The sequence below is a fragment of the Roseibium alexandrii DFL-11 genome, from assembly GCF_000158095.2.
GTDB classification, from domain to species: Bacteria; Pseudomonadota; Alphaproteobacteria; order Rhizobiales; family Stappiaceae; genus Roseibium; species Roseibium alexandrii.
The window spans coordinates 157,294-182,186 of record NZ_CM011002.1 but is presented as its reverse complement, the minus strand read 5'-3'; the positions used below and the strand labels follow the sequence as shown (position 1 = coordinate 182,186).

The window sequence follows — 24,893 nt, the reverse complement described above, 5'->3', positions numbered from 1 at the left end:
ACGGGACGCATCTGACATGGTCCATCTGACGAAACTTGCTCTCCTCAGCCTGATTGGCGCTTGGACACTTGTCGGCATTGATGTCACCAAGGCCCAGGTGAGTCCTGAAGCTGAGGCGGGCTGGCAAAGCGACGTAGAGGGTCTGCGGCATTTTAACGGTCTCCGCTGCCCGGACGTCATTGGAGCCTTTTACCGGATCAAGGTGATGGAAGGCGACGGGTCCAGTTTGGCTGGCTGCATCTATACCGGCCGCGACGGCATTACCGCGGTATTGCGAATACACCTGCAAGGCTCAGGACGCCGCGAAGCCGTCAGTTTTTCACGCAGCTATAAGGCAGCCGGATTTGAATCCATCTTGTTAAGCGGTCCCGCCGAGACAGGCATTTCGTTCAAGACCGGAACACGGGATAACGCGACCCAATGCGAAACCTTCTGGCATTTTGCCGGTGCGAAAGCCGATTTCACCCTTTGGATGGCCTACACTCTGCCAACTCAGGAAATTGACATCGGCCCGGCAATCGCGTCTTTCACAGAAGCACTGGCACGCCAGAACTGACCCGGTTCGGCACGTAAGCACAACAACGAGGGCATCTGGATGCGTCTCTTCCTTTTCAGACACGCAAAATCCGACTGGGGAGACGCAGACCTTGCAGATTTTGACCGTCCATTAAACGGACGCGGGAAATCGGCAGCACGCGTGATGGGCCGGTACCTGCGCGAACAAAACCTCCTTCCGAACCGCATATTGTGCTCCACGTCTCTGCGAACCCGCGAGACGCTCTCCCGCATCCTGCCCTTTCAGCCCCAGGAAGCGCAGATCCATCTGTTGTCCGACATCTACGACGAAAGCGATCTCAGCTACACCAACGTGATCCGGCGCCATGGCGGACGGGCCCAACAGCTTATGGTGATTGGGCACAACCCGGCCACCGAACAAACCGCAATCGAACTTGCCGGAACCGGTGACGCCGATGCCATGGCAGACCTGCGGGTCAAGTTCCCCACAGGAGCGCTCGCAGTGATCGACTTCGACATTGCCAGCTGGGATGAAGTACAAATCGGAACCGGCCACCTGGAGCGGTTCATCAAGCCCCGGGATCTCGCCGCAAAATTGGACGACTAATCACCAAAGCGCCTCTGATATTTGCAAGTCAATGGACTGACGCCTACATGACGGCCATGGAGGCCATTGCTTGACATCCCTGACAAATCTCGCCGAAGAAGCCCGGCTGACCCTTGCCAATCTGACAGATGCCGCCACGGACCTGGCCGTGCCAAGCCTGCGTCTTGGCGTCACCGGCTTGGCCCGTGCGGGCAAGACCGTATTCCTGACGTCACTCGTGCACAATCTGGTGCATGGCGGGCGGCTGCCCGTGTTCAGCGCCGCAGCTGGTCAGCGGATGACCGGCGCCCGCCTGCAGCCCCAGCCCGACGATGCGGTTCCAAGGTTCGATTATGAAAGCCATGTTCAGGCGCTGGTCAAAGACCGTATCTGGCCGCAATCCACACGGCAGGTGTCAGAACTTCGACTAACCATCGATTATGAAAGCGCCTCCTACGTTTACCGGAAACTTGGGCCGGGCCGCTTGCATCTCGACCTCATCGACTATCCCGGCGAATGGCTTTTGGATTTGCCACTGCTCGACAAGGACTACGCAACCTTTTCCGCAGAGGCGGTCGCCCGGGCTCGGAAAGAGCACCGGTCATCGATTGCCGGACCCTATCTCGAGGCATTGACGGAAGCCGCTGCAAAAGCGGATGCGCTGGAGAACGAACAAACTGCGCAGAAACTCTCAGCGGCTTTTAAAAGCTACTTGAGCGCCTGCCGCGCTGATGCACATGCCTTATCGATGCTGCCGCCCGGCCGGTTTCTTATGCCCGGCGACCTTGAGGGGTCTCCAGCGCTCACCTTCGCCCCACTCGACATTGCCCCGGATGCGCCCCCGGCGCGGACAGGCACGTTGCGCGCGATGATGGAGCGTCGCTATGAGGCCTACAAGACCCATGTGATCCGCCCTTTCTTCCGAAACCATTTCGCACGTCTTGACCGGCAGATCGTGCTTGTCGATGTCCTTCAAGCTTTGAACGCGGGTCCACATGCAATGCTGGATCTGGAAATTGCTCTGAGCGAAGTGCTGTCCGCATTCCGGCCCGGCCGCCGGAGCTGGCTGTCGTCCATTCTCAGCCGAAGGATTGACCGGATCCTCTTTGCTGCCACCAAGGCGGACCACGTTCACCGGACCGATCATGACCGCCTGGAAGCGATCACCCACCGCCTTGTGGGCAGAGCCGCTGATCGTGCGCTGTTCAAGGGCGCCGAAGTTGATGTCCTTGCGCTCGCAGCCGTGCGCGCGACCCTCGAAGCCAGTGTGCGCCACAAGGGCCAGAAGCTGCCCGCAATCCTCGGCACACCCCTGCCAGGCGAGAAGATCGACGGAGAAACCTACGACGGCAATACGGAAATCGCGATGTTTCCCGGCGACTTACCGGAAAACCCGAACATGCTCTTTGAGGATATTGAATCAATTTCTCAAAACACTGGCCAAACCCCGCATCAGACTGATCCATCACTGCAGTTCATGCGGTTCCGTCCGCCGAAACTGGACACGACTGCAGAAGGCCTGACACTGTCCCTGCCCCATATCCGCCTCGACCGGGCGTTGGAATTCCTTCTCGGAGACCGTCTGGCATGACCGATACGAACACCCGCCCGCCCCGCAAACCGGCCGCTTTCCGTCTTGATGACAGCAAGGTTCAGCTCTCCGGCGACCACGCCGAGAACCCGTCTGCCGGCCACGCGTTGGTCACCGAAGAGGTGCTTGACGAAGAAGCCCCGCGTCTTCCCCGCTCGGCCAGCACACCCAAGTCCGGCTCCAGCTTCGGCAAATGGCTTCTGGTCGGTCTCAGTGGCCTTGTGTCACTCAGCATCGGCCTTGCCGTTGACAGCCTGATCCGGGATCTGTTTTCCAGAACCGATTGGCTCGGATGGCTTGGCGTCGCTCTCGCTGCCACCGCAGTTGCCGGACTGATTGGCCTGACAGCACGCGAACTTGCCGGCGTTCTCCGTCTCAAGCGCATCGATGATCTCCGGGAACGTTTACAGGCCGCTGCCGACACAGATGATGCGCAAAAGGCGCAAGAGAGCCTGAAGGACCTCCTCGCCATTTACCAGGATCGGCCGGAGACTGCGCTTGGACGCAAGACATTGAGCGGCCATATGCGCGAGATCATCGACGGCAAGGATCTGGTGATGCTGGCCGAGCGCGATCTCTTGCAGTCTCTGGACCAGGAAGCCCGCAAGATCGTCATGAACAGCGCCAAGCGGGTCTCCATCGTTACGGCGGTCAGCCCCCGGGCATTGGTCGACCTTCTGATGGTGCTGTTTGAAAACGTCCGCATTATCCGGCGCCTGTCTACCCTTTACGGCGGACGTCCGGGCACGCTCGGCTTTATCCGGCTGGCCAAGCATGTCTTGGCCCATCTTGCAGTTACCGGCGGCATGGCCGCAGGTGACAGCCTTGCCTCACAGGTGCTTGGTCACGGCGTGGCAGCACGTCTGTCGGCACGGCTTGGCGAGGGTGTCATCAACGGCATTTTGACCGCACGCATTGGTATCGCTGCGATTGCCGTGTGCCGGCCGGCGCCGTTCATTGCAACTAAGGGGCCCAGCGTGTCCGACTTCATGGGCGAACTTTTGTCCTCTGCCGAAGCTGAGACCGAGTCCAAGAACGGCAAAACATCGAGTTAACCGGACCAGAAAACGGTCCGTTTATGAACTTGAAAGTCAAACATGGAAAATAGGCTCCAGAACGCCAGCAACCTTTAATCGAAATCTGCAAGACCAACTTAACCAAATCCAAGCATTTCGACTGGAATTCCGCTACGGAATTGACCCTTATCAATGCAAAAATTACTTTGCTGGCGTAGCCATTTTGCGACCCGAAGAGAGGACACAGAATGGCCACAGAGACACTTCCCACAACAAACAAGACACCGGCAACCGCCAAGAATGGGACCCTAACCGAACCGGCCAAGAAACCAGCGCCAAAACGCGCCCGGAAAGCTCCGGCGCAAGCGACCCTGGCTCCGGAAACAGCTGAACAAAAAGAGGCCAACGACCGCCTGCATCAGCTCGCTCAAATGCGTCACGATCCCGCAGCGATCAATCATGTCTTCGAAACCGGCGAATACCCTTACGCCAACAAGATGAAGCGGGCGCCCTATGAAAAACGGAAGGCGGCCCTTCAGGCAGAGCTGTTGAAAGCACAGCAATGGGTCCAGGATACCGATCAGCGCATTGTTCTCATTTTCGAAGGCCGGGACGCGGCTGGCAAAGGCGGCACGATCAAGCGGTTTAACGAGCATCTGAACCCAAGGGCGGCACGGGTCGTCGCATTACAGAAGCCAACGGAACGCGAAAGCAAACAGTGGTACTTCCAGCGCTATATTGAGAACCTGCCCTCAGGCGGTGAAATGGTGTTCTTCGACCGATCCTGGTACAACCGCGCCGGTGTCGAACGGGTCATGGGCTTCTGCTCGCCGAACCAGTACCTCGAATTCATGCGTCAGTGCCCTGAAATGGAACGGATGCTGGTCCGCGATGGGGTTCTGATGTTTAAATACTGGTTTTCAGTTACATCCGACGAACAACGCCGCCGCTTCAAGCAGCGTGAAGTCGATCCGCTGAAACAATGGAAACTCTCGCCGATCGACAAGGCGTCTCTCGACAAATGGGACGATTACACCGAGGCCAAAGAGGCAATGTTCTTCTATACCGACACGGCCGATGCGCCCTGGACCATCGTCAAGTCGGACGACAAGAAACGTGCCCGCCTCAATTGCATGGAGCATTTCCTGTCATCCCTGCCCTATCCGGGCAAAAACACCCGCGTGGTCGGCCAACCCGATCCGCTGATTGTCGGCACCGGCCATCACGTCATCGGCCGGGATCACCACATCCTTGGCAAGACGCTCCACCCAGACATCAAAGGCGGCCGGTCCACAAACGGCAGCTAACGAACGATTTGAGGCGTGATAACAAGAACAAACGGACTGGCCGGACCTTCCGGCCGGCTTGCGTTCGAAAACACACCTTTGATCTTAGTATCGCCGACATGCCGCACCGGCCTTGAGCCGGTGCCTCGCATTAAAACCAAACTCATTTTTAAAAGCTGAGTGCCCGTCAGGTCCCGGACCGCCGCTTCGCTGCGTCCGGGAAAGCTTGATCGCGAGAGTTGCCGAAGATCAGCAACGAAAATGATCGCATTATCCGTCCACCCGCCTCCAGTTACCGACCCTATTACCTGAAGAACGGCTCGACACTCGCCGCCGCCGCCGTTAATCTCGCCGCATGTTCATTACCTTTTTCACCGAACTGAAATCCGCTGGAATCCCGGTCTCCTTGCGTGAGTATCTGACGCTGATGGAGGCGCTGGATAAGGATCTGGCCGAGCGCAGCGTCGAGGATTTTTATTATCTGGCGCGGCTGTCGCTGGTGAAGGACGAGAGCAATCTCGACAAGTTCGACCGGGTGTTCGGGACCGTCTTCAAGGGCCTTGAGCTGATGAGTGACGTGCCCGTCACCGAGATTCCGGAAGACTGGCTTCGCAAGCTCGCCGAAAAGCACTTGAGCGAAGAAGAAAAAGCACAGATCGAGGCCATGGGCGGCTTTGAGAAGCTGATGGAAACCTTGGCCGAACGCCTCAAGGAACAGGAAAAACGCCACCAGGGCGGCAACAAGTGGATCGGCACGGCCGGCACTTCGCCATTTGGCGCCTACGGCTACAATCCGGAAGGCATCCGGATCGGCCAAAAGGAAAGCCGCCATCGGCGAGCGGTGAAGGTTTGGGACAAGCGGGAGTTCAAGGATCTCGATGACACCCAGCTTCTTGGCTCCCGCAACATTCAGGTTGCCTTGAAACGGCTCCGCAATTTCGCCCGCACCGGGGCGGCAGAGGAACTGGATCTCGATCACACGATCAAGGCGACTGCCCACAAGGGCCTTCTCGACATCAAGATGCGGCCGGAGCGGCATAACGCCGTCAAGGTGCTTCTGTTCTTCGACATTGGCGGATCGATGGACGATCATATCCGGGTCTGCGAAGAGCTCTTTTCGGCCGCCCGGTCCGAATTCAAGGTGATGGAGCATTTTTACTTCCATAACTGCCTCTATGAGACGGTCTGGAAGGAAAACAGGCGGCGCCACACTGAGCGGCTGCCGACGATCGATGTACTGCACAAGTACCCGTCCGACTACAAGATCATCTTTGTCGGCGATGCTTCCATGAGCCCCTATGAAATCGCCTATCCGGGCGGATCGGTGGAGCACTGGAACGAGGAAGCAGGTTCCGCCTGGATGCAACGCGTCACCGGGCTCTACAACAGCGCGGTGTGGCTCAATCCTGTCCGCCAGGAACATTGGCGTTACACACCCTCGATCCAGATGATGCAGGAATTGATGGAAAACCGCATGTTCCCCTTGACCGTGGAGGGACTGACGGACGCCATGAAGGAACTGGCCCGCTAACCAGCCAACAGGGGCGCAAAATATGTCTGCACAGAAAACGCCCGCCCCTGCCTCGCCGGTCACCCATGCGACCACGACAGGCATGACCGGTGGCGGGTTTTACAATCAGAACTCGACGCCGCAGTGGGACGCAACAGCTGCTGTCCTTGAACATCTTGAAGCCGCTGCAGATGCACTGCCGATCGACGGGAACGGGCCGGTCTGTCTGGCCGATTTCGGCTGCTCGGAAGGCCGGAACTCCATCGCGGCGTTGAGTAAGCCCGTCACCCGCCTGGTGCGGCGGACGGACCGGCCGATCCAGACGATCCATTCCGACCTCCCGACCAATGACTTCTCAAGCCTTTTGCGCTCTCTGCGGCCGGAAGGACACTCCGTTTTTGGACATCCGAATGTCTATTCGTCCGTTGTTGGCGGCTCCATGTATGACCAACTGCTGCCCGATAGAAGCCTTCATATAGCGACGACGTTCAACGCGATCGGCTTCCTGTCCAGAAAACCTATCGCAACACTGCCCGGCTACATTTTTCCAAATGGCCCAAGCGCTGTGCGCAACAATGGCTTTGTCTCCGAACAAGATCAGGCGGCTTTTTCAAAGCTCGCACGGCAAGACATCGCGACCTTCCTGAAAGCCCGAGCGAGGGAACTGGTGCCAGGCGGCAAACTGCTGCTGCAGGTGTTCGGCGCGAACGAGACAGCGAGTACCTGCGACGGGATTTATGATCTTCTAAACGATGCTGTCCTGTGTTTCGTCGAAGACGGCTCGATATCCCAGGATGTTTACGAGGCTTACTTTCAACCGGTCTATATGCGGACGCTGGAGGAGTTAACGGGTCCTGTGAACGATCCCGCTCTAGGCGCCGCCGGGCTTTTCCAGATTGACTACGCGATATCCTACGAGATCCCGGTCTCCTTCAATCAGCGCTTTTCCGCGGTCGGCGATTTGGACGCTTACGCGCGGGATTACGTCAATTTCTTCCGCGCCTTTACAGAAGCGGTTCTCAGAAATGCACTCCCGGCAAACGATCAGCGGGACACTCTTGTTGAGCAGATCTACGAAAAAGCCATTCAGTTGCTCAAGGCGTCACCAGACCTGTATCCGTTCCGCTATATTGCAGTCGCAGCGCTGATGACGCGGACCAGAAACTAAACGCCCTCAAAACTAAAAAACGGCGGCAGGCTCTCGCCCGCCACCATCTTCCTCCTCCAGAAGAAACCGAGAAACACGATCAGCTGCCGCGCAGCACCAATACAGAACACGGAGCATGCCGGACGATGTGAGCCGCATTGGAGCCAATGAAATAAGTCGACAAGCCAGGCTTGTGCGATGTCATCAAAACAAGATCGCATTCGGCTTTTTCAGCTTCCTCGATCACCTCATGATAAACGGACCCGACCCGAACCATGACGTCGACTGCACCTTCGGGCACATCCAGCGCATCGCCGGTCTTTTGCAAGATGCCGGCAGTCTCCCTCATTTCGTTTTCCTGAAAGCCCTCCGGCAACTGGCTCGCCACAAAGCTTTGAACTTCCGGGCAAACCCCAAGGAGATGGATCTTGGCACCGTAATCACGGGCCATTTGTGCTGCCTTCGCCAGAGCATCATCGGCAAACTGCGGCTCGGCCGGATCGATGGGTACAAGGATTTTCTTGAACATGGCGTTACTCCCTCAATATTCTTGGAAGGAATCTAGTCCGTGGCCGAGGGCCGGTGCCATGAGGCAGATCAATCAGTCCTCGGGACTACCGAAATACCGCCCAGGCGTAACACCGAAGGCTTTGCGGAAGGTGGCAACAAATGCGCTCGGCCCTTCGTACCCGAGTTTATGCGAGACGTCGGACACGCTGCGCCCTGCGGCCAAAAGTTCAAGCGCGCGAAACAGCTTCACCTGCCGGCACCAGGTCCGGTAGTTCATGCCGGTCTCGGCCTTGATGCGGCGCTCAAAGGACCGTACGGACATGGCGCTCCGTGCTGCAGCATCGGCAAGTGCCGGGACATGCGCGGGGCAGCGCACCAAACCATCGCACAAGTCTCTCAGTTTTGGGTCTTGAGGCATAGGCAACTGAAGTGGGGCTGCCGGCAGCATTTTCAGCTGATCAAGAATGACGTCTGCGATCCGCCCTGCCGGTCCGTCGATCGTTTCGGCACGCGGGTAGGACATGAACTCCAGAATCAAGGCCCGCAACAAAGTCGTCACCTGAATCACCTGCGCGGTCTTCGGCAAATCCTGGGCATGGTCGTAATTCACATAAACAAATCGGATCTCCGTATCGGTCAGATACCGGGTCTCATGGGCGATCCGGGGCGGCAACCAGACCGCCCGCTCCGGCGGAGCGAAAAAGGTTCCGACTTCGGTATCGATCGCGATCGAACCTTTTACAACGTGAAAGAGCTGTGCTGAATCGTGAGAATGCCAGCCATTGTGCCCACGCCCTGCACTCTGGCTGTTGGCATATCCGATAATCTTCGCCCTCACCTCATGATCGGGAAACTCGGAAAGCTCCGGATGGATCGACATGTAGCCCTCCTCGAGTGCTGCGCCGGATTTGGCGAAACGGAAACATATCATGACAAAAGAGCGCTAACACGCAAGCATGCAATCGAAGTACAAGCGAAACGCAGCGCTGCCAGCACCCACTTTTTTGGCAAGAAAAGAATGACGTACTTCACACAAAGCACAAATCCAAATGAATTGACTGGGTGGCGTTCGCCTGTCGTCCTCTTGATGATCATGGCAGGAGCCATGCAGCTGTCCTTTGCTGCCTGGTGGAACCTGATGAACAATTTCGCGGTTCAGGAGCTTGACTTCACAGGCCGGGAAATAGGCATCCAGCAGTCCATCCGCGAGATTCCCGGCTTCCTGAGCTTCCTCGCCGTGTACCTTCTGCTTGTGATGCGCGAGCAAACACTGGCTTATCTCTCGCTGTTGCTGCTCGGCGTCGGTGTTGCCATTACTGGTTACTTCCCCACCGCGCTTGGCTTCTACATAACAACCCTGATCATGTCGATCGGGTTCCATTATTACGAGACCATGGCGCAATCGCTGTCCTTGCAATGGCTGCCCAAGGCAACCGCGGCTGCGAGTATGGGCAAGATCCTGGCCGTGGGCTCGTTCGCCCAGCTGATTGCCTACGGTCTGATTTTCATTGCCTGGAAGACGTTCAACCTGTCTTTCACGGTGGTCTTCGCGATCGCTGGTGGTCTGACCATTGTTGTGCTGGCCTTCCTCATCATGGCCTACCCGCACTTCAAGGAAGGCGTTCCACAGCACAAGAAACTGATCCTGAAAAAGCGCTACTGGCTGTATTACGCGCTGACCTTCATGGCCGGTGCCCGCCGCCAGATCTTCACGGTCTTTGCCGGCTTCCTGATGGTCGAACGCTTTGGCTACGACGTTCATGAGGTTGCCGGACTGTTCCTGATCAACGGCGTCTTCAACATGCTGCTGGCGCCGAAGATAGGCAAGTTGATCGTCCGCTTCGGTGAACGCAAAGCCTTGATCCTGGAGTATGTCGGTTTGATCGGGGTCTTTGTGACCTATGCTTTCGTCACCAATGCGACTGTTGCCGCGGCGCTATACGTGATCGACCACGCCTTCTTTGCAATCGCTATTGCTATCAAGACCTACTTTCAGAAGATTGCCGATCCGGCTGATATCGCACCGACGGCGGGAGTTGCCTTCACCATCAATCACATCGCTGCAGTCTTCATCCCGGTTCTATTCGGCCTGGTCTGGCTGGTCTCGCCAGCAGCCGTCTTCCTCGCGGGAGCCGGAATGGCTGCTGTCAGCCTGTTCCTCTCAACCATGATCCCATCCAACCCGGATGACGGGAACGAGGTTGATTGGTGGTTCCGGAAACCAGCTGCTCAACCGGCAGAATAATAACTGGACACAAACAAAAAACCCCGCCGGATCATTCCAGCGGGGTTTTCAATATGAACTACGTAGCGTCTTAAGCCTGACGTTCCGGGACGTGGACGACCAGTCCGTCCATGTCACCCGTCACCTTGATCTGGCAGGACAAGCGTGACGTTGGTTTCACGTCGTAGGCAAAATCAAGCATGTCCTCTTCCATCGGTTCCGGCGAACCGGTTTTGCCCGACCATGCATCATCGACATAAACATGGCAGGTCGCACACGCGCAGGCGCCGCCGCACTCGGCTTCAATGCCCTGAACCATGTTCTTGATGGCGTTTTCCATAACCGTGGACCCTTCGGCGGCATCAACTTCCGTCCGGGCTCCATCGGCAGTTACAAAGGTGATTTTTGGCATATTCGCGTCCAAGGATAAAAGTGTCTCTCGATGACCCGACATAAAGGTTCCGGACAAAAGGTCAAGGACCATGCCATTTATGGATGGAATACAAAGTCCGGCGTGAGAGAAATCAGCCTTCCAGCAGATCGCAGATATACCCGTTGGCTTCTGTGACCGCCGCGACAAGACCTGTCGTCGGCGCATTGTGAGCAGCTTTCAAGTCGCCTTCCAGACACTCGCATGCCGTAGCGACCCGCGCAGCACCAATCGCCCGCGCTGAACCTTTGAGCGTGTGAACGAGATCGGCGCGGACAGACGGGTCCGTCTCGTTTTCCAAACGCTCTAGGGTCATCCGGGATTGGGATTTGAACAAGTGGAGTACCTGAACCTCCAGATCACGGTTGCCCAGTGTGTTTGTGGCCAGCTGCACCAGATCGATTGGTGCCTCGGGACTGGCGCGTCCTGACACGCGTGCCATCGATGAAGGGGCCATAAGGGTGCTCCGAAATACTCAACACATGCCTGGCGGCACGCTGCCGCAAGCTCTACAGGCGACTGAGTTTGCAGCGAAGACCCAAACGCCCGGTTAAATCGGGCGTTGCTGGGTCGCAAATTCAGGCATGTCCCCAAAAAACTGATTTCTTGGTTAACGGACATTAAGGGCCGACCCGCTCGCGGCCGAGAAAAGTATTGCTTTTTCGCAGGTTTCCTGGATCGATAAAATTTTAATAAAATGATTCGCATTAACGTTTTTCGTTTTTTTGACTTGCGGTCAATAATTCGAAGGCGTCTGCGGTGAGCTTACAAACCAACCAGTCAGGCTTGATTGGGTTGGAAAACCAAGGCTCTGCCCAACCTGCATCAATGCAGGAGCGGATCGTTCGGGCGGGAACCTGGCGGCCTTGATCATCAAAGAGAGGCAACTTTCCTCCCGGCTGGCCGAGCCCTGATTTCAACCAACGCTTTTGTGCGGGCGACAGACTGCCCGCATTAAGTGCGGATTTTTTTGCCGGCCCCGCTTCGCTTTCCGTTACGTGCTTTTGCTTCGTTTGAGGCATGAGATCCCCCTCCTAAGTGATTCAGGCGACTACTGTTTCTTGTTCGTTAGGAGAGATTGTGCCATTACAGTAACTGATGCGGCAAGATGGGGAGAATGCTGTCAACCTTCATGGTTGCAGCGGGTCAGCGGCGGCCCTTCCCAGAGTTTATGATCCGAACCGGAAACAGTGTTAGTCTCGGTTCAAGATCGGCGCATCCGGTTGACCCTCATGACAGCGAAAAGCTGCCTGAGATCACCGGTGTGTAAAGAGTACGGATGTGAGGCGACCCAAAAATGGCAAATCCGACGAAGGCGAAAGACCCGGCGGAAGCAGCTCTGTCTGCAGTTGAAGAAGCGCTTAAGCTTGATTTCGGCGGCCCTGAAGCTTCAGCGGCAGATCAACCGGCGGAACAGGAAACGCCGAGCGATGAGCGCCCGTCACGGCGCGCGGCCAAGACTGCGGATAACAGCGAAGCAGACAAAGACAACCAGCGCCCGGCCCGCCGCCGTGGACGCGGCGGACGCCCGCCGGCTGCCAATGACGACCGCCGGAACATCGGCAATCTGATTTACGCCCTGCAACGCCGGCCATCGACAGCGCCTTTCTGGGGCGCATTTGCCTTGAGCGCCGTTTGGGCCGCGCTCGGCACCAGCCTCTTCATGTCGTCGTTCGCTGACCGGGTTGCCGGCGTTACGGATGCAGAAACGCTGATGCAGTCTCCGGACATGATCCTGGCTGCCATCGGGATTGTGGTTCCGATCATCTTCTTCTTTGTCATGGCCATGATGATCTGGCGCGCGCAGGAACTGCGCATCGTTGCCCGCGGGATGACCGAAGTCGCCCTTCGCCTCGCCGAACCGGAAGACATGGCCAAGGAATCAATTTTGAGCGTTGGCCAAGCCATCCGCCGCGAAGTAGCGGCTATGGGCGACGGCATTGAACGCGCGATTGCCAGGGCGAGCGAACTGGAAGTTCTCGTTCACAACGAAGTGTCGTCGCTGGAACGCTCCTACAATGACAATGAGCTGAAAATCCGGTCCCTGATCGAAGAGCTGGTCACCCAGCGCGAAGCGATTGTCATGAACGCCGAGCGGGTACGAGAGACGATCGCCGGCGCGCATGAGAATTTTGCCTCTCAGCTCTCTGACACGTCTGGTGAACTTGGGTCGAATGTCGACCAAGCGACCCAGCGTATGATCGACGCGGTGAATGCACGGGTTGAGGAACTCACCAGCACCGTGGATTCGCGGATCGAGTCCCTTGGTGCGACGCTCAATGCCTCCGGTAACGAGATGGTAGAGTCCCTCACCGTTCGCGCGGAAGATTATGTGGCACGCCTGTCCAACACCGGCAATGAGCTGGTCGATAACCTCTCGCAAACAGGCACCACGATGTATGAGACCCTCTCCTACCGTGGCAATGAGGTGAACGAACGCTTCGCCGAGACCGCCAACACCTTCGTCGAAACCCTTTCAAAGCGTGGCCTGGAAATCAACGAAGCGCTGACGACATCCAGCACCACTGTAGTCGACACGCTCAGCAGCAAGGCGGATGAATTCCGCACAGCGCTTGAAACCACAGGAACTCAGGTCGGCGATACCATCACGGCGCGTGGCGAAGAGATCAACGCGAACCTGTCTCTGACATCGGGCCGCCTGATCGACACCATCACGGCACGCACCGAAGAGCTGGTGACAACGGTCGACACCCGCGTCACCCACCTGGACGAGGCGCTTGCAGAAACCGGCAACAGGGTTGTCGAGAGCATTTCCGAAAAAGGCCAGACCGTCACCGACACCATTTCCATCCGGGGTGCGGAGATCGTCGAAACACTGTCCAGCCGGTCTACCGAGGTTGCAGAAATTCTGCGCGGCACCGGCGAAAGCATCGTTGTCGATCTGTCCCTGCGCGGCGGCGAAATCGCGGCCAAACTGGACGAAACAGCTGGCTCCCTCACACAGACCATTTCGGTCCGTGGCGGCGAACTGGCCGACAAGCTCGACAATATCTCCGAGCGGATCTACACGGCCATTTCGATCAACGGCACCGAGCTGGACGAGCGTCTTGCTGCCCGTAGCAACGAGATGGCTAGCATCCTTGAACAGCAGACCATCGGCTTCCGCGAGACACTGGAAAGCGTCTCCGGCCAGTTCGCTGCAGGTCTTGGCGAACAAACCGGCTCACTCACCCAGAAACTCGCCGAAACCGGCACTCAGCTCGCCGAGCTCATCGGCAGCCGCGGTGACCGTGTTGCCGGTGACATCAACGAGATCAGCGGCAAGATCGCGGAGACCATCGAGGTTCGCGGCCAGGCGCTCAACGATGGCCTTGCCAACCGCTTGGGTGAACTGGAAACCATCGTTTCGGATCGCGGCGGACAGCTGATTGACGCGTTTGATACGAAAACCTTGCTGCTTTCCGAAGCTCTGGACAGCCGTCTGTCGACCCTGGACGTTACGTTCGGCAATCGCATCGAGACGATGGACAGCAAGCTGGGCGAGCGGATCGAAACCATGGATACGTCCCTGGATCAGCGGTTCTCGGCCATCGACACCACGCTCACCGACCGCATCAGCACGATGGACGCGTCCCTTGGGGATCGCATAGCGGCCATGGACACGTCCCTTGAGCATCGCTTCACAACCATGGATGCAACGCTCGGCGATCGCATTTCGACCATGGATGCGTCTCTCGAGCAGCGTGTAACCACGATGGACACCACGCTCGGCGAACGGATCTCCACGATGGACTCCTCGCTTGGCAGCCACATAAACACGCTGGATCTGACCCTAGACCAACGCACGGCTGCGTTTGAAGCTGCGCTGGAGTCCCGGACCCAGATCCTCGGCGATGCCATCGAACAACGTACCACAGTCATCAGCGACACGCTGGAGGACAAGACCCGCAACATCACGGATGTCCTCGCAGACCGCTCCGACGCAATCACGTTGCAACTTGGCCAGCGCGTTGAAGCTGCGGGCAACACACTTGCAAACCGTGTCGATGAGATCGGCACCAAGCTGACGTCACATGTCGATACAGCAGCAGGCGCCATGGCCGAGAAGGCAGAGCTCCTGACTGCAACCATGACCAGCGGCACCGACAGGATCGACGAGACCCTCGATGCCCGTGCACGTCAGATTTCCGATACACTGATTTCGCGCACCAAGGAAATCGCTCAGGCCTTCGTTGAAGGTCAGGACGAGATGACTTCTGCCCTCGACAACCGCCTGACAGAGGCCGGTTCGGTCCTTGGCAAGCAGAGCGAGCAACTGACGGAATCCCTGTCAGAGCGCATTGCCGAAATCAATGTTTCCCTCGGTGCCAAGGTGTTCGAAGTCGCGGAAACGCTCGACACGCGCGCCAGCCAGCTGGAAACCGTCCTCAATGAGCGCCTGGAAAGCATTTCCGGCACACTGACGGGAGAAAGCGAGCGCGCTCGCGATATCCTGACAGCTGTCATCTCCGAGGCCGGCGCGACCCTGTCGACCGAAAGCACCCGCCTCCGCGACATGGTTCAGGAAGCTGTCGCCAGCGCGGTTCAGTCGCTTGCCGATGAGCGCACCCGCACGGTTGAGATCGTGGACGTTGCTCTGAACGATGCGACCGCGAAACTCTCCGGTGAGGGCGACCGGATGCGCCAGATCGTTCTTGGATCCGTTGGCGAAGCCCGCGGCATCCTGGTTGGCGAGAGCCAGAAAGCTGCCGAGCAGATCACCCAGACCGTTGCACAGGCGAGCGGTTCGTTGACCAGCGAAAGCCAGCGTGCTGCCGTCCAGATCAGCCAGACAATGGAACAGGCAACTGGGGCCATGTCCGGCGAAAGCGCCAAGATCCGCGAACTGGTTCTTGTAGCGGTCGGCGACGCTGCCCGGGCCATGGCTGCAGAGAGCGAAAAAGCCCGCACGCTTTACGCTGGTACACTGGCCGAATTCACCGGCTCCCTCACCGGTGAAAGCGATAAGGTCCGTAGCGAACTGTCTGGCCTGATCGCAGAAATCTCAGGCAACCTGTCCGCCGAAAGCGAACAGGCACGGATGACCCTTGCGCGTACGCTTGAGGAAATCCGCGGTCAAATGTCTGGCGAAGCCAACATGATCCGCACCAGGGTCAACAGCGCGGTTTCCGAAGCCGCCGACCTCTTGGTCAATCGCGGCAACGAAGTCGCGACCGAAATGCTCGACAAGGCCTCGGCGCTCAACGAAGCCTTCGGTGCGCGCTCTGGCGAACTGGCGAAAATCGTCGGCACGGACGGCAACGAACTCATTTCCGCGATTGAAATGCGTGCCAACGACCTCACCGGCCGCCTGTCGGAAGTTCACGGAGCCATCCTTGAAGCCATCACGGTCAAGGGCAAGGATGTCACCGACACCTTTGCGCATACCGGGCTGGACGCTACCCGCTCGCTGGTTGAGGCTGGCGACCGGATTGTTGCTTCCATCAACGAGCGCAGTGATCAGGCAACCCGCCTCCTCACCGATACCAAACATCGGCTCGAAAACGACGTTACCGACATCCTCAACAAGATCGAGACGTCGAACGCGAACCTTCAGGCCATTGTGTCCACGGCAGGGGAGAACCTCTCCGAAGTGGAAGGCAACCTGGCACGCCGTGCAGGCGAATTCCGCTCTGCTGTCGACCGGGCGGTCACGGAGACCAACTCGACAACGAGCTTGATCGACGAACAGGTTGGCAACCTGCGCGATGTCACGGCAACCACGTTGGCCGACATCCAGAACCTGACAAACCGGTTTGGCGACCAGTCGGAAGAGCTCACAAAAGCGGCTCGCTATCTGGAAGACACCAACCGCTCCGTGGAATCCCGTGTCACAGACCGCAAGAGTGCGATCGAAGAGGTCGCCGACACCCTTCTGGCAAAGACAGAAGCTGTCGACACGCTCATGCGTTCGTTCACCCAGACCCTGTCGGAAACGCTGGAAACCGCCGACGACAAGGCCCGCGATGCGGCCGGCATGCTCTCAGCGGCTGCCGAGGCAGCGTCCAAGAAGGTGTCCGAACAGTTTGAATCCATGCGCCTGACAGCCGGAATGGAAGGTCAGAAAGCACGCGATGCGATCCGCGCCGCGCAGGACGACATCATTTCGGAAATGAGCAGAACGGTTAGCGATGCCTCCGACCGCTTCAACGATGCGGCAACCCGGATGCGTGATGTTGCTCGCGATGTTCACCGCGAGCTGGAAGCAACCCGCAACGAGCTGAAGCAAGGCGTTCTCAACTTGCCGGACGAGGCGGAGGAATCTTCTGCAGCGCTCCGCAAAGTGGTCAACGAGCAGATCCGCGCCCTGACCGAGCTGTCGGACATTGTTGCAAAACAATCAAACGCGCTCGACATCTCCAAGCCTCAGGCTCAGGTAGCAACGGCGTCGGCAGCTCCTGCACCAGCCCCAGCGCCCGCCCCTGCTCCGCAGATCCCACAGGCTCCGGTCTTTGCACAGCAGCCCGCTCAGCCGCGCCCAGCGGCTCCGCAGCAGCCGGAAACCCGCGGTCCGGTCAACACCCGCCGCCAACAGCCTGCACAACCGGACACGTCCGGTTCGACCGGGAAAGGCTGGGTCTCGGATCTGCTGCGCCGGGCATCGCGAGATGACGACGCGGCGTCCGACACCGAGCAGGGCCGTTCGCCGCTGCAAACGGTGGAAAGCCTGAACTCGCTGTCTGTCGATATCGCCCGTGCGATCGACCACGAGACCTTCATCGACCTTTGGGAACGCTACCGGAGCGGTGAGCGGCATGTCTTCACGCGCCGGCTCTATACACTGCAGGGCCAGCAGACCTTTGATGAGATCCGTCAGAAATACGCACGTGATCCGGAGTTCCGCACCGCTGTCGAACGGTACGTGTCCGATTTCGAGCAGCTCCTGTCTCAGGTCTCCCGCAACGACCGCGACAACATGCTTGGCCAGACCTACCTGACCTCAGACACGGGCAAGGTGTACACCATGCTCGCGCATGCCAGCGGTCGGCTCGACTAAGAGACAGCTCTAGCTGAAACACAAAAGGCGGCTCTCGGGCTGCCTTTTTCATTTATCGAAGACCAAATTTCGGCGTCAGTTCCTTGTGAAATTATGCGCCAGTCTCCCCGGTTTCCGCGTCAAGGTTTGCCCGGATCCTGGTCATGATATCCAGCATCGCCTCAATTTCTTGCGGCGCCAATCCGCCAAGCATTTTCTGCTCGACCGCCAACAGCTTTGGAGCCAGATCTTGGAAAGCGGATCGCCCGCTCTTCGATAGAGACAGGAGATAACTCCGGCCATCGGCCTCATTGGATTGACGGGTCAGGAAACCGCGGTCTTCCATGCGCTTGACGGCTCGGCTGACTACGACCTTGTCCATACTCGACCGATGCACGATTTCGCTCGCCTGCAGCCCCTCTACACTGGAGCCGAGAATGGCCATTACCCGCCATTCGGCCGGCGCCATGCCGTAATCACGCTGGTAAACATCAGCCAGCGCCCGGGTGACATCGGAATAAAACACCCTGACCAAATACGGGAAAAATGTTTCCAGCTGGAAGCCGTTCGGTGTGAAATCCGTCTCGTTTCCGTGTTCTGTCATGCTGTTCCTTGCCCGAATTGGCTCGATTGTAACCAGTTTGCTCTGCTGAGGCGTACCGATTAGCAAGATTTTACGATTGACTTAGTTTCAATTGCAACTAATTTCGATGAAACCGTTGTTACAGCGGCAAAGCATTTTGATCGGCAAAGACCGTATGGGAGGAACCGCCGTGAAACACTTGAAGCATCTATCTATCCTGGCCGGCTTGACCGCCGGAACACTGACCGGCTTCACCGCTGCAGCGTCCGCAGATGAACTTGTGCTGTCATCCTGGTTGCCGCCAAAGCACCCGGTCGTGACAGGGGTTATCGAGCCTTGGGCTGAGCAGGTCGCCGACGCAACAGAAGGCCGTGTGACTGTTCGCGTTCTGCCAAAGCCGCTTGGCCCGCCACCGGCCCACTATGACCTTGCCGCTGACGGTGTTGCTGACATCACCTATGGCCTGCACTCTTTCACCAAGGACGACCGTTTCCTTCGCTCCCGCATCGGCCAGTTCTCCTTCATTGCAGACACGGCAACAGACGGCTCCAAAGCCTACTGGAATGTGTATGGCGGCACCCTCGACGCCCATGCAGAACATGAAGGCACCAAGCTGCTTGGCCTTTGGGTGCATGGCCCGGGCATGTTCCACAACAACCAGCGCAAAATCGAATCCGCGGACGACTTCTCCGGTCTGAAAGTCCGGACACCGGGCGGCTATATCGCTGGCTTGTCTCAGGACCTTGGCATCACCACTCAGTTCATGGGACCAGGCGAAGTCTATGAAAAGCTTTCGCGCGGCGTGATCGACGGTGTTACCTTCCCGATGGAAGCGCTTCAGGCGTTCAACCTCACCGACCACATCAAGTATTCCATGAAAATCCCGGGCGGCATTTACAACACGTCCTGGTTCCTGGTCATGAACGAAGACGTCTGGGACGGCATCTCTGCAGAAGATCAGGCTGCGATTGAAAAGGTCTCAGGAGAAGCTCTTGCAGAACTCGCAGGTGGTGTCTGGGACGGCGCTGATACCCGCGGTGCAGCTTATATCGCGGACAAGGACATCGAAGTTTATGATGCCCCTGCCCCGGTACTCGCCAAGATCAAGGAACTGGCCGGCAAACACGAAGGTGCATGGGTTGAGGCCGTTTCCGCCACCGGTTTTGACGGTGCAGCGGCGCTCAGTGAGTTCCGCGCCCAAACCAACGTCAGCAATTGATCGTGACCGACGTTTCTGACAAATCGACGGCAGGCCGGACCTCAAGGGTCCGGCCTGTTATCAATGCGGTTCTGGGCGGCGCGTGCCTTGTGGTGCTGTTTGCGTTGATCGGCCTCACATGTATCGATGTCGTGGCCCGGTATCTCTTCAACAGCCCGGTCACTGGCGCTTATGAATTGACCGAGCTGCTGCTGGCCACACTCATCTTTCTGGCTCTGCCACTGACGACACTTGCCGGCGAACATATCGAAGTTGAGCTTCTGGACGGCGTCAAAAGCCCGTTTTTGAAGCGCTTTGGCACGCTGATTGCCGGCATTTGCACGATCGGTATCTTCATACTGATTGCCATGGAGCTGACCGAGCACGCTGAAAAGCTTCAGCGCCGTGGACAGGTGACTGACTCCCTTGAAATTCCGCTGTATCTCATCGGCTGGCTCGGAGCTGCCTCCTTCAGCGTTTCGGCCATTGCCGCCGCTGTTTTCTTCTACTCCCGTTTTCGCAAAGAGGCCTAACTCGTGCTTGAGGCTCTGATTGGTTTTGCCGCCCTGTTCGGCCTTGTCCTGCTGCGTGTGCCGATCGCCGTTGCCATGATTATCGTCGGCACAGCCGGGTTTGCCATGCTGCGCAATTGGAACGCGGCCTTCAATCTCCTGGGCAATGCGGCCTTCGACACCGGTTTGTCCTTCACCTTGTCTGTTATTCCGCTGTTCATCTTGATGGGCAATCTGCTGACCATTTCCGGCGTCAGCCAATCCCTGTTCACGACGGCACACCGGGCGCTTCACAAGATGCGTGGCGGCCTGGCAATGGCGACGATCGTTGCGTGTGGTGGGTTCTCAGCTGTTTGCGGGTCGTCGCTCGCAACAGCCGCCACCATGTCGAAGGTGGCGATGCCATCGATGCGCAAGGCCGGATATGCCGACAGCCTGGCAACTGGCTCCATCGCCGCCGGTGGCACGCTCGGCATCCTGATCCCGCCAAGCGTTATTCTGATCATCTACGGCCTTTTGACAGAGGCCGATATTGGGAAACTCTTTGTTGCCGGTATCATTCCAGGACTTTTGGGCGTCGTGTTCTACATGGCGGCTGTCTATGTAACGGTGCTCATGAAGCCGAACCTCGCCCCGTCCAGTCACGATGACATCCCCGTCGAACGCAAGGATGTGTGGGGGGTTCTCGCCGTACTTGGCCTGTTTGCGATCATCATGATCGGGATCTATGGCGGGTTCTTCACGCCGACAGAGGCCGCAGGGGTCGGCGCTGCCACAGCGTTTTTGATAGCACTGTTCTCAGGTGGTTTGACGTTCGAGAAACTGTTCCAAGCCGGTTTGAACTGCGCGCGGACCACCGCAATGATCTTCGCCATTATCATTGGTGCCGAGGTCTTCTCCAACTTCATAAGTTATGCCGGAGTTCCCGATGCCCTTCTGGAATTCGTCCAATCGCTCGATGTGAATGCCTATGTTGTCATTCTCGTTCTGGTGCTGATCTATGTGATCCTCGGCGCGGTTCTGGAAAGCCTGTCGATGATCCTCTTGACCGTGCCGGTGTTCTTTCCGCTCGTCACGTCTTTAGATTTCGGCACTGGCGCGTTGAGCGATCCGGAGATGGTGCTGATCTGGTTCGGCATCATCGTGGTGGTTGTGACTGAAATCAGTCTGATTTCACCGCCCATCGGCCTCAATGTATTCGTACTGCGCTCTGTTCTGACCGATGTGCCGCTGCGTACGATGTTCGCCGGCATCCTGCCCTTCTGGGCAGCCGACATCCTGCGTTTGGGCCTGCTCATTGCAGTCCCGGCGCTCTCGCTCGCACTCATCTAGGAAAATGCTCTTGGGCGCTCAGACGTTTCTGAGCGTCCAGGCCGCAATATCGGCAAACACCTGTTCTGCCGACTGGTTCATGGCTTCAACTGCCTTTTCAACGTCGGAGCTGCCGGACGGGGTTTCCCGCCGGAACACATTGTTGGCAACAGTACGGCCATTGCGGTCATTGACTACCCGCGCCGCAATCTCAACAACACCGCGGTTGGCCCCTTCAATATTCAGTTCAAACGCCCGGATATCCGTCTGTAGTTGATAATCGATCAGCAATCCGTCACCCGGCAGTCCGACGCCGCGGAGCCGTCCGGTATTTTGAAGCGTTTGCAGGAGCTTGTTCTGCACCACGTTCGGAAGCGTGTCGGCCCAGGCAACGTTCGGGAAGTAAGAATAGACCGGACCGCTGTCGACCACGGCGATATAGGTCGTATCGAGTGCCTTGAGCGCCCGCGGTGGCGCTACAAGCACCTGGACACGGCTGGATCGTCCGGACAACCCGCCGACATCAGCAGCCTGCAAACTGTAAAAGGCTGCAGGGCCCGAGCTCGCGCAACCGGACACCACGGCACCGGCGCCCAGCGCGCTGATAAACGCCCGCCGGCTCAGTCGGCTGTCTGCCTGTGTCATCCCCGTCAGTCCCCTATTCCCTTTACTCACCGGCGCCGCCCGCCTTGATAGGTCGGCACATCTTCACCGCCGAAAATGACGCGGTTCGGACTTTGTTCAAAGCTTTGTGCTGCCCGCTGGATCGAGACCAGCGTGCGATTGAACTGCGCCAATGCGGATGTCAGATCCGCAGACCCCTGGGTGGCAAATTTCGACAGGCCACCCGCAATGGCATCGGCACGGCTCTCGAACGCAACCGCGACCTTCCGTATCGCTTGCGCTGCAAGCGTTGCCTCCTTGATCAAGCCCTCGCCGTCGCCATCGACCATTTCGGAAACCTTTTCGACAAGGCTCTCAACCCGGACCGATGTGGAGTTGAGGGTCGCGGTCATCTGCTGGGCATCGGTAATGATCTGATCGACATCAGGTGTGCGTTTGCTCAAGTCCGCCGTCATTTGCTGAACGTTGTCAGCTGCCTGACGCGCGCTTTGCAGGATTGCCGGGATGCCATCTTCTCCAGCAAGGCCACTCGCCGCAGTTTCGACCGAGCCGACAATATTGGCGATCTTTTCCGGATCAACAGCGCGCAACAGTTCATCGGCAGACTGGAGCGTAGAGGCGAACCGTTCTGCGGCGACCTGAACATCTTCAACGAGCGCTGCAATCCGGTCATCCTGGCCGCGAACTGTTGCTGAAACCGCCTCAAAATTCTGGATCGTGGATTTTGTGGAGGCGATGATTTCGTTGATCTGGCTCTGCTGATTGTTGAAGTTGTCGACAATGCTCGCAACACTGTCGACGGTCTCACCAATGGTAGCCGGGTCGACGCTCGCAATGATTTCATCCACACGAACGAGAGAGATATTCAGTCCTTCTGTGAGTGTTGCCACGGACGCGACAATCTCGTCGACACGCAGCGGATCGATTACCGCGGCGATCTCGACACCGCGGGTTACGATCGCATCAACCTTACCGACGATATCGCGCGTCCCGGTGATCACGTCATTGATGGTGCCCTCGCGTGCGCGCAGCATCTCAACAATGTTGTTTACGCCCTGCATCGTGTTGGACGTTGCCACGACCAGTTCATCAATGTCACCCGAGCGCTTTTCCAGCACTTCGCCAAGCGCTGCGGCACCTTTCATGACCTTTTCGATGTCTTCTGGCTTCACCGCCTGAACAATGCTTTGAACGTTGCCGAGCCCATCATTGAGGCGCTCGGTGAACTCGGTCAGTTCCTTGGCCGCGTTTTGTGCATCAGCCATCAAAGTGTCGATATCTGTGCTCGCCTTGCCAAGGCTTCCAGAAAAGGCCTGCAGGTCGTCCACAATGGCCGTGACCTTGTCGGACGGGACAGCTGCCAGAAGCCGTTCACCTTCATCCACCAAGCCTTCAAGCCGCGTAGAAAGGCTGGAAAACGCGTCCGAGGCCTTTCCGATGCTTGCCATGAAATCCTTCACGCCATCGGAATTTGCGGCCAGAGCGTCTGAGAACGTCTCAACGTTCTGAATTGTTTTGGAAATTACGGGACCATTGTCCTGAAGGAGCTGATCAACGGTTTTCATCGTCGAATCCGCACGTTTCAGTACGTCCCGCGCGCCATCCACGATGTCGTCAAAAAACGACCGCTCGGCATTGATCAGCGGGATGTTATTCGGAGTCTGGCTGCCATCCGGATTCAACAGAAGCGGAGAGGAACTCGTTCCGCCGATCAGATCCACATAGGCAACACCGGTCAAGCCGGTGAAATTCAATGTTGCCTTGGTATCTTCGCGGAGCGGTGTGGATGGCCGGATTCGGACCGTCGCCAGAACCTTGGTCGGGTCACCTGGTGCAAAATCCAGCGATGAAACATCGCCGACCTTGATGCCGTTGAACAATACCTGCCCCCCCACAGGCAAGCCGGTCACTGCACCAGGAAACAGGATTTTGACTTCGACATTCTGACGCGATTCAGCGGTCACAGCGAGCCAATAGATGAACCCGAACGCGCTGAACAAGGTCGCAATCATAAAAGCGCCAATCAGGATGTAATTTGCGCGGGTTTCCATTCACTCAAACCTCATGTGCGGCGCAGAGCCCGCGCCCCTCGGAAGTAAGACTTAATCCAAGGGTCGTCATTTTTCATCATGTCTTCCATTGGCCCGATCGCAAGAACACGCTTTTGCCCGAGAACTGCGATGCGATCACAGATGGAATGCAAACTGTCGAGGTCGTGAGTAACCATATAAACGGTCAAATCCAGTGTGGAACTCAAATTTCCAATCAACGAATCGAACGCAGCAGCCCCAATAGGATCCAAGCCGGACGTTGGTTCATCCAGAAACACCAAATCCGGGTCGAGTGCAAGGGCACGGGCAAGGCTCGCACGCTTGACCATACCGCCGGAAAGTTCTGATGGAAGCTTGTCCGCCGCGTCTTGCGGCAAGCCCACCAGTTCCAGCTTCAAGGTGGCAAGTTCGTCCATCAGGCGCTGGGACAGTTTCAAATGCTCCCGCATCGGAACCTGGATGTTCTGCTTCACGGTCAGCGATGAAAACAGCGCGCCCTGTTGAAACAGCACGCCCCAACGGCGTTCGATCATCCTGCGGGTTTTGTCAGATGCGCTCGATAGATCATGACCGAAGACAGAAATCCGGCCGGCCCGTCTCGGCGTCAATCCGAGTATCGTCCGCATCAGGACCGACTTGCCAGTACCCGACCCGCCGACAAAACCAAGCACTTCACCCCGATGCACATCGAGGTCGAGATCCTGTAAGATGATCTTGGATCCGAACCCCACAGTAATGTCCCGGACCGAAAGGATATTCTCCGAATGCTCCGTGACCGGCGTCAATTTGCGCTCAGGTTGGTCGATGTCTGAAACTGCCATC

21 protein-coding genes are annotated in these 24,893 nt (G+C 57.6%); 12 read left to right on the top strand and 9 right to left on the bottom strand.

What is annotated here, in order from left to right:
- Positions 1-16: 16 nt before the first annotated feature.
- The 7 genes from SADFL11_RS00800 (at position 17) to SADFL11_RS00770 (ending at position 7,673) form a co-directional block, all read left to right on the top strand.
- Complete coding sequence (locus SADFL11_RS00800; protein WP_008196193.1) at positions 17-556, top strand: hypothetical protein; 540 nt, start codon at positions 17-19, stop codon at positions 554-556.
- A gap of 39 nt (positions 557-595) precedes the next feature.
- Entirely contained in the window at positions 596-1,123 is a 528-nt protein-coding gene (locus SADFL11_RS00795; RefSeq protein WP_040450823.1) for a SixA phosphatase family protein, read from the top strand.
- Positions 1,124-1,193: 70 nt separating this feature from the next.
- Complete coding sequence (locus SADFL11_RS00790; RefSeq protein ID WP_008190742.1) at positions 1,194-2,693, top strand: YcjX family GTP-binding protein; 1,500 nt, start codon at positions 1,194-1,196, stop codon at positions 2,691-2,693.
- On the top strand, positions 2,690-3,748 hold the full coding sequence (locus tag SADFL11_RS00785) for a YcjF family protein (protein WP_008188873.1): 1,059 nt from the start codon (positions 2,690-2,692) through the stop codon (positions 3,746-3,748). Before SADFL11_RS00790 ends, SADFL11_RS00785 begins: the two co-directional genes overlap by 4 nt.
- A 209-nt stretch (positions 3,749-3,957) precedes the next feature.
- Positions 3,958-5,016: a polyphosphate kinase 2 gene (ppk2, locus tag SADFL11_RS00780; RefSeq protein WP_008190817.1), complete on the top strand. Its 1,059-nt coding sequence runs from the start codon at positions 3,958-3,960 to the stop codon at positions 5,014-5,016.
- A gap of 334 nt (positions 5,017-5,350) precedes the next feature.
- On the top strand, positions 5,351-6,526 hold the full coding sequence (locus tag SADFL11_RS00775) for a vWA domain-containing protein (protein WP_008196934.1): 1,176 nt from the start codon (positions 5,351-5,353) through the stop codon (positions 6,524-6,526).
- 22 nt (positions 6,527-6,548) lie between these two features.
- A complete protein-coding gene (locus SADFL11_RS00770) occupies positions 6,549-7,673 on the top strand; it encodes a class I SAM-dependent methyltransferase (RefSeq protein ID WP_008191562.1) in 1,125 nt (374 codons plus the stop codon).
- A gap of 79 nt (positions 7,674-7,752) precedes the next feature.
- Here the strand turns inward: SADFL11_RS00770 and SADFL11_RS00765 are convergent, their stop codons facing one another.
- Both SADFL11_RS00765 and SADFL11_RS00760 read right to left on the bottom strand, forming a co-directional pair.
- A complete protein-coding gene (locus SADFL11_RS00765) occupies positions 7,753-8,181 on the bottom strand; it encodes a universal stress protein (RefSeq protein WP_008192897.1) in 429 nt (142 codons plus the stop codon).
- Between the two features lie 72 nt (positions 8,182-8,253).
- On the bottom strand, positions 8,254-9,042 hold the full coding sequence (locus SADFL11_RS00760; RefSeq protein WP_040452309.1) for an AraC family transcriptional regulator: 789 nt from the start codon (positions 9,040-9,042) through the stop codon (positions 8,254-8,256).
- Positions 9,043-9,180: 138 nt separating this feature from the next.
- Between SADFL11_RS00760 and SADFL11_RS00755 the strand changes: the two genes are divergently transcribed.
- Positions 9,181-10,407, top strand: a complete 1,227-nt coding sequence (locus SADFL11_RS00755; protein ID WP_050775983.1) for an MFS transporter — start codon at positions 9,181-9,183, stop codon at positions 10,405-10,407.
- 70 nt (positions 10,408-10,477) lie between these two features.
- Here SADFL11_RS00755 and SADFL11_RS00750 read toward each other — a convergent pair whose 3' ends face one another.
- From SADFL11_RS00750 to SADFL11_RS00740, 3 genes are all read right to left on the bottom strand, one after another.
- A complete protein-coding gene (locus tag SADFL11_RS00750) occupies positions 10,478-10,798 on the bottom strand; it encodes a 2Fe-2S iron-sulfur cluster-binding protein (protein ID WP_040452313.1) in 321 nt (106 codons plus the stop codon).
- A 112-nt stretch (positions 10,799-10,910) separates the two neighbouring features.
- Positions 10,911-11,273, bottom strand: a complete 363-nt coding sequence (locus SADFL11_RS00745) for an Hpt domain-containing protein (protein WP_228198240.1) — start codon at positions 11,271-11,273, stop codon at positions 10,911-10,913.
- Positions 11,274-11,523: 250 nt separating this feature from the next.
- Positions 11,524-11,838 (bottom strand): hypothetical protein, encoded by a 315-nt coding sequence (locus SADFL11_RS00740; protein WP_008192916.1) that lies wholly within the window; start codon positions 11,836-11,838, stop codon positions 11,524-11,526.
- Positions 11,839-12,113: 275 nt separating this feature from the next.
- Here SADFL11_RS00740 and SADFL11_RS00735 point away from each other — a divergent pair, with 275 nt between their 5' ends.
- A complete protein-coding gene (locus tag SADFL11_RS00735) occupies positions 12,114-17,813 on the top strand; it encodes an apolipoprotein A-IV repeat region-like domain-containing protein (protein ID WP_008192877.1) in 5,700 nt (1,899 codons plus the stop codon).
- Positions 17,814-17,904: 91 nt separating this feature from the next.
- Here the strand turns inward: SADFL11_RS00735 and SADFL11_RS00730 are convergent, their stop codons facing one another.
- Positions 17,905-18,396: a MarR family winged helix-turn-helix transcriptional regulator gene (locus SADFL11_RS00730; RefSeq protein ID WP_008192694.1), complete on the bottom strand. Its 492-nt coding sequence runs from the start codon at positions 18,394-18,396 to the stop codon at positions 17,905-17,907.
- Positions 18,397-18,565: 169 nt separating this feature from the next.
- On the opposite strand from SADFL11_RS00730, the gene SADFL11_RS00725 reads away from it, so the two are divergent.
- From SADFL11_RS00725 to SADFL11_RS00715, 3 genes are read left to right on the top strand one after another with little or no spacing between them, the layout of a single operon-like run.
- Complete coding sequence (locus tag SADFL11_RS00725; protein WP_040452315.1) at positions 18,566-19,594, top strand: TRAP transporter substrate-binding protein; 1,029 nt, start codon at positions 18,566-18,568, stop codon at positions 19,592-19,594.
- Positions 19,595-19,596: 2 nt separating this feature from the next.
- Entirely contained in the window at positions 19,597-20,106 is a 510-nt protein-coding gene (locus tag SADFL11_RS00720; RefSeq protein ID WP_134852859.1) for a TRAP transporter small permease, read from the top strand.
- A 3-nt stretch (positions 20,107-20,109) separates the two neighbouring features.
- Positions 20,110-21,417, top strand: coding sequence for a TRAP transporter large permease (locus tag SADFL11_RS00715; RefSeq protein ID WP_008197376.1), 1,308 nt, complete (start codon positions 20,110-20,112; stop codon positions 21,415-21,417).
- A gap of 18 nt (positions 21,418-21,435) precedes the next feature.
- Here SADFL11_RS00715 and SADFL11_RS00710 read toward each other — a convergent pair whose 3' ends face one another.
- From SADFL11_RS00710 to SADFL11_RS00700, 3 genes are read right to left on the bottom strand one after another with little or no spacing between them, the layout of a single operon-like run.
- Positions 21,436-22,041 carry an ABC-type transport auxiliary lipoprotein family protein gene (locus SADFL11_RS00710; RefSeq protein WP_040450824.1) on the bottom strand — a complete coding sequence of 202 codons (606 nt, stop codon included), beginning with the start codon at positions 22,039-22,041 and terminating at the stop codon, positions 21,436-21,438.
- A gap of 26 nt (positions 22,042-22,067) precedes the next feature.
- Positions 22,068-24,071: an MlaD family protein gene (locus tag SADFL11_RS00705; protein ID WP_008194030.1), complete on the bottom strand. Its 2,004-nt coding sequence runs from the start codon at positions 24,069-24,071 to the stop codon at positions 22,068-22,070.
- Between the two features lie 11 nt (positions 24,072-24,082).
- Positions 24,083-24,892, bottom strand: a complete 810-nt coding sequence (locus tag SADFL11_RS00700) for an ABC transporter ATP-binding protein (protein ID WP_040450825.1) — start codon at positions 24,890-24,892, stop codon at positions 24,083-24,085.
- Position 24,893: the final 1 nt, after the last annotated feature.

Coding starts and splice junctions, on each gene's coding strand:
- SADFL11_RS00730 (WP_008192694.1), bottom strand. CDS start 18,396: ATGACAGAACACGGAAACGAGACGGATTTCACACCGAACGGCTTCCAG.
- ppk2 (WP_008190817.1), top strand. CDS start 3,958: ATGGCCACAGAGACACTTCCCACAACAAACAAGACACCGGCAACCGCC.
- SADFL11_RS00795 (WP_040450823.1), top strand. CDS start 596: ATGCGTCTCTTCCTTTTCAGACACGCAAAATCCGACTGGGGAGACGCA.
- SADFL11_RS00775 (WP_008196934.1), top strand. CDS start 5,351: ATGTTCATTACCTTTTTCACCGAACTGAAATCCGCTGGAATCCCGGTC.
- SADFL11_RS00765 (WP_008192897.1), bottom strand. CDS start 8,181: ATGTTCAAGAAAATCCTTGTACCCATCGATCCGGCCGAGCCGCAGTTT.
- SADFL11_RS00700 (WP_040450825.1), bottom strand. CDS start 24,892: ATGGCAGTTTCAGACATCGACCAACCTGAGCGCAAATTGACGCCGGTC.
- SADFL11_RS00760 (WP_040452309.1), bottom strand. CDS start 9,042: ATGTCGATCCATCCGGAGCTTTCCGAGTTTCCCGATCATGAGGTGAGG.
- SADFL11_RS00710 (WP_040450824.1), bottom strand. CDS start 22,041: ATGACACAGGCAGACAGCCGACTGAGCCGGCGGGCGTTTATCAGCGCG.
- SADFL11_RS00705 (WP_008194030.1), bottom strand. CDS start 24,071: ATGGAAACCCGCGCAAATTACATCCTGATTGGCGCTTTTATGATTGCG.
- SADFL11_RS00785 (WP_008188873.1), top strand. CDS start 2,690: ATGACCGATACGAACACCCGCCCGCCCCGCAAACCGGCCGCTTTCCGT.
- SADFL11_RS00800 (WP_008196193.1), top strand. CDS start 17: ATGGTCCATCTGACGAAACTTGCTCTCCTCAGCCTGATTGGCGCTTGG.
- SADFL11_RS00755 (WP_050775983.1), top strand. CDS start 9,181: ATGACGTACTTCACACAAAGCACAAATCCAAATGAATTGACTGGGTGG.
- SADFL11_RS00745 (WP_228198240.1), bottom strand. CDS start 11,273: ATGGCCCCTTCATCGATGGCACGCGTGTCAGGACGCGCCAGTCCCGAG.
- SADFL11_RS00740 (WP_008192916.1), bottom strand. CDS start 11,838: ATGCCTCAAACGAAGCAAAAGCACGTAACGGAAAGCGAAGCGGGGCCG.
- SADFL11_RS00735 (WP_008192877.1), top strand. CDS start 12,114: ATGGCAAATCCGACGAAGGCGAAAGACCCGGCGGAAGCAGCTCTGTCT.
- SADFL11_RS00750 (WP_040452313.1), bottom strand. CDS start 10,798: ATGCCAAAAATCACCTTTGTAACTGCCGATGGAGCCCGGACGGAAGTT.
- SADFL11_RS00770 (WP_008191562.1), top strand. CDS start 6,549: ATGTCTGCACAGAAAACGCCCGCCCCTGCCTCGCCGGTCACCCATGCG.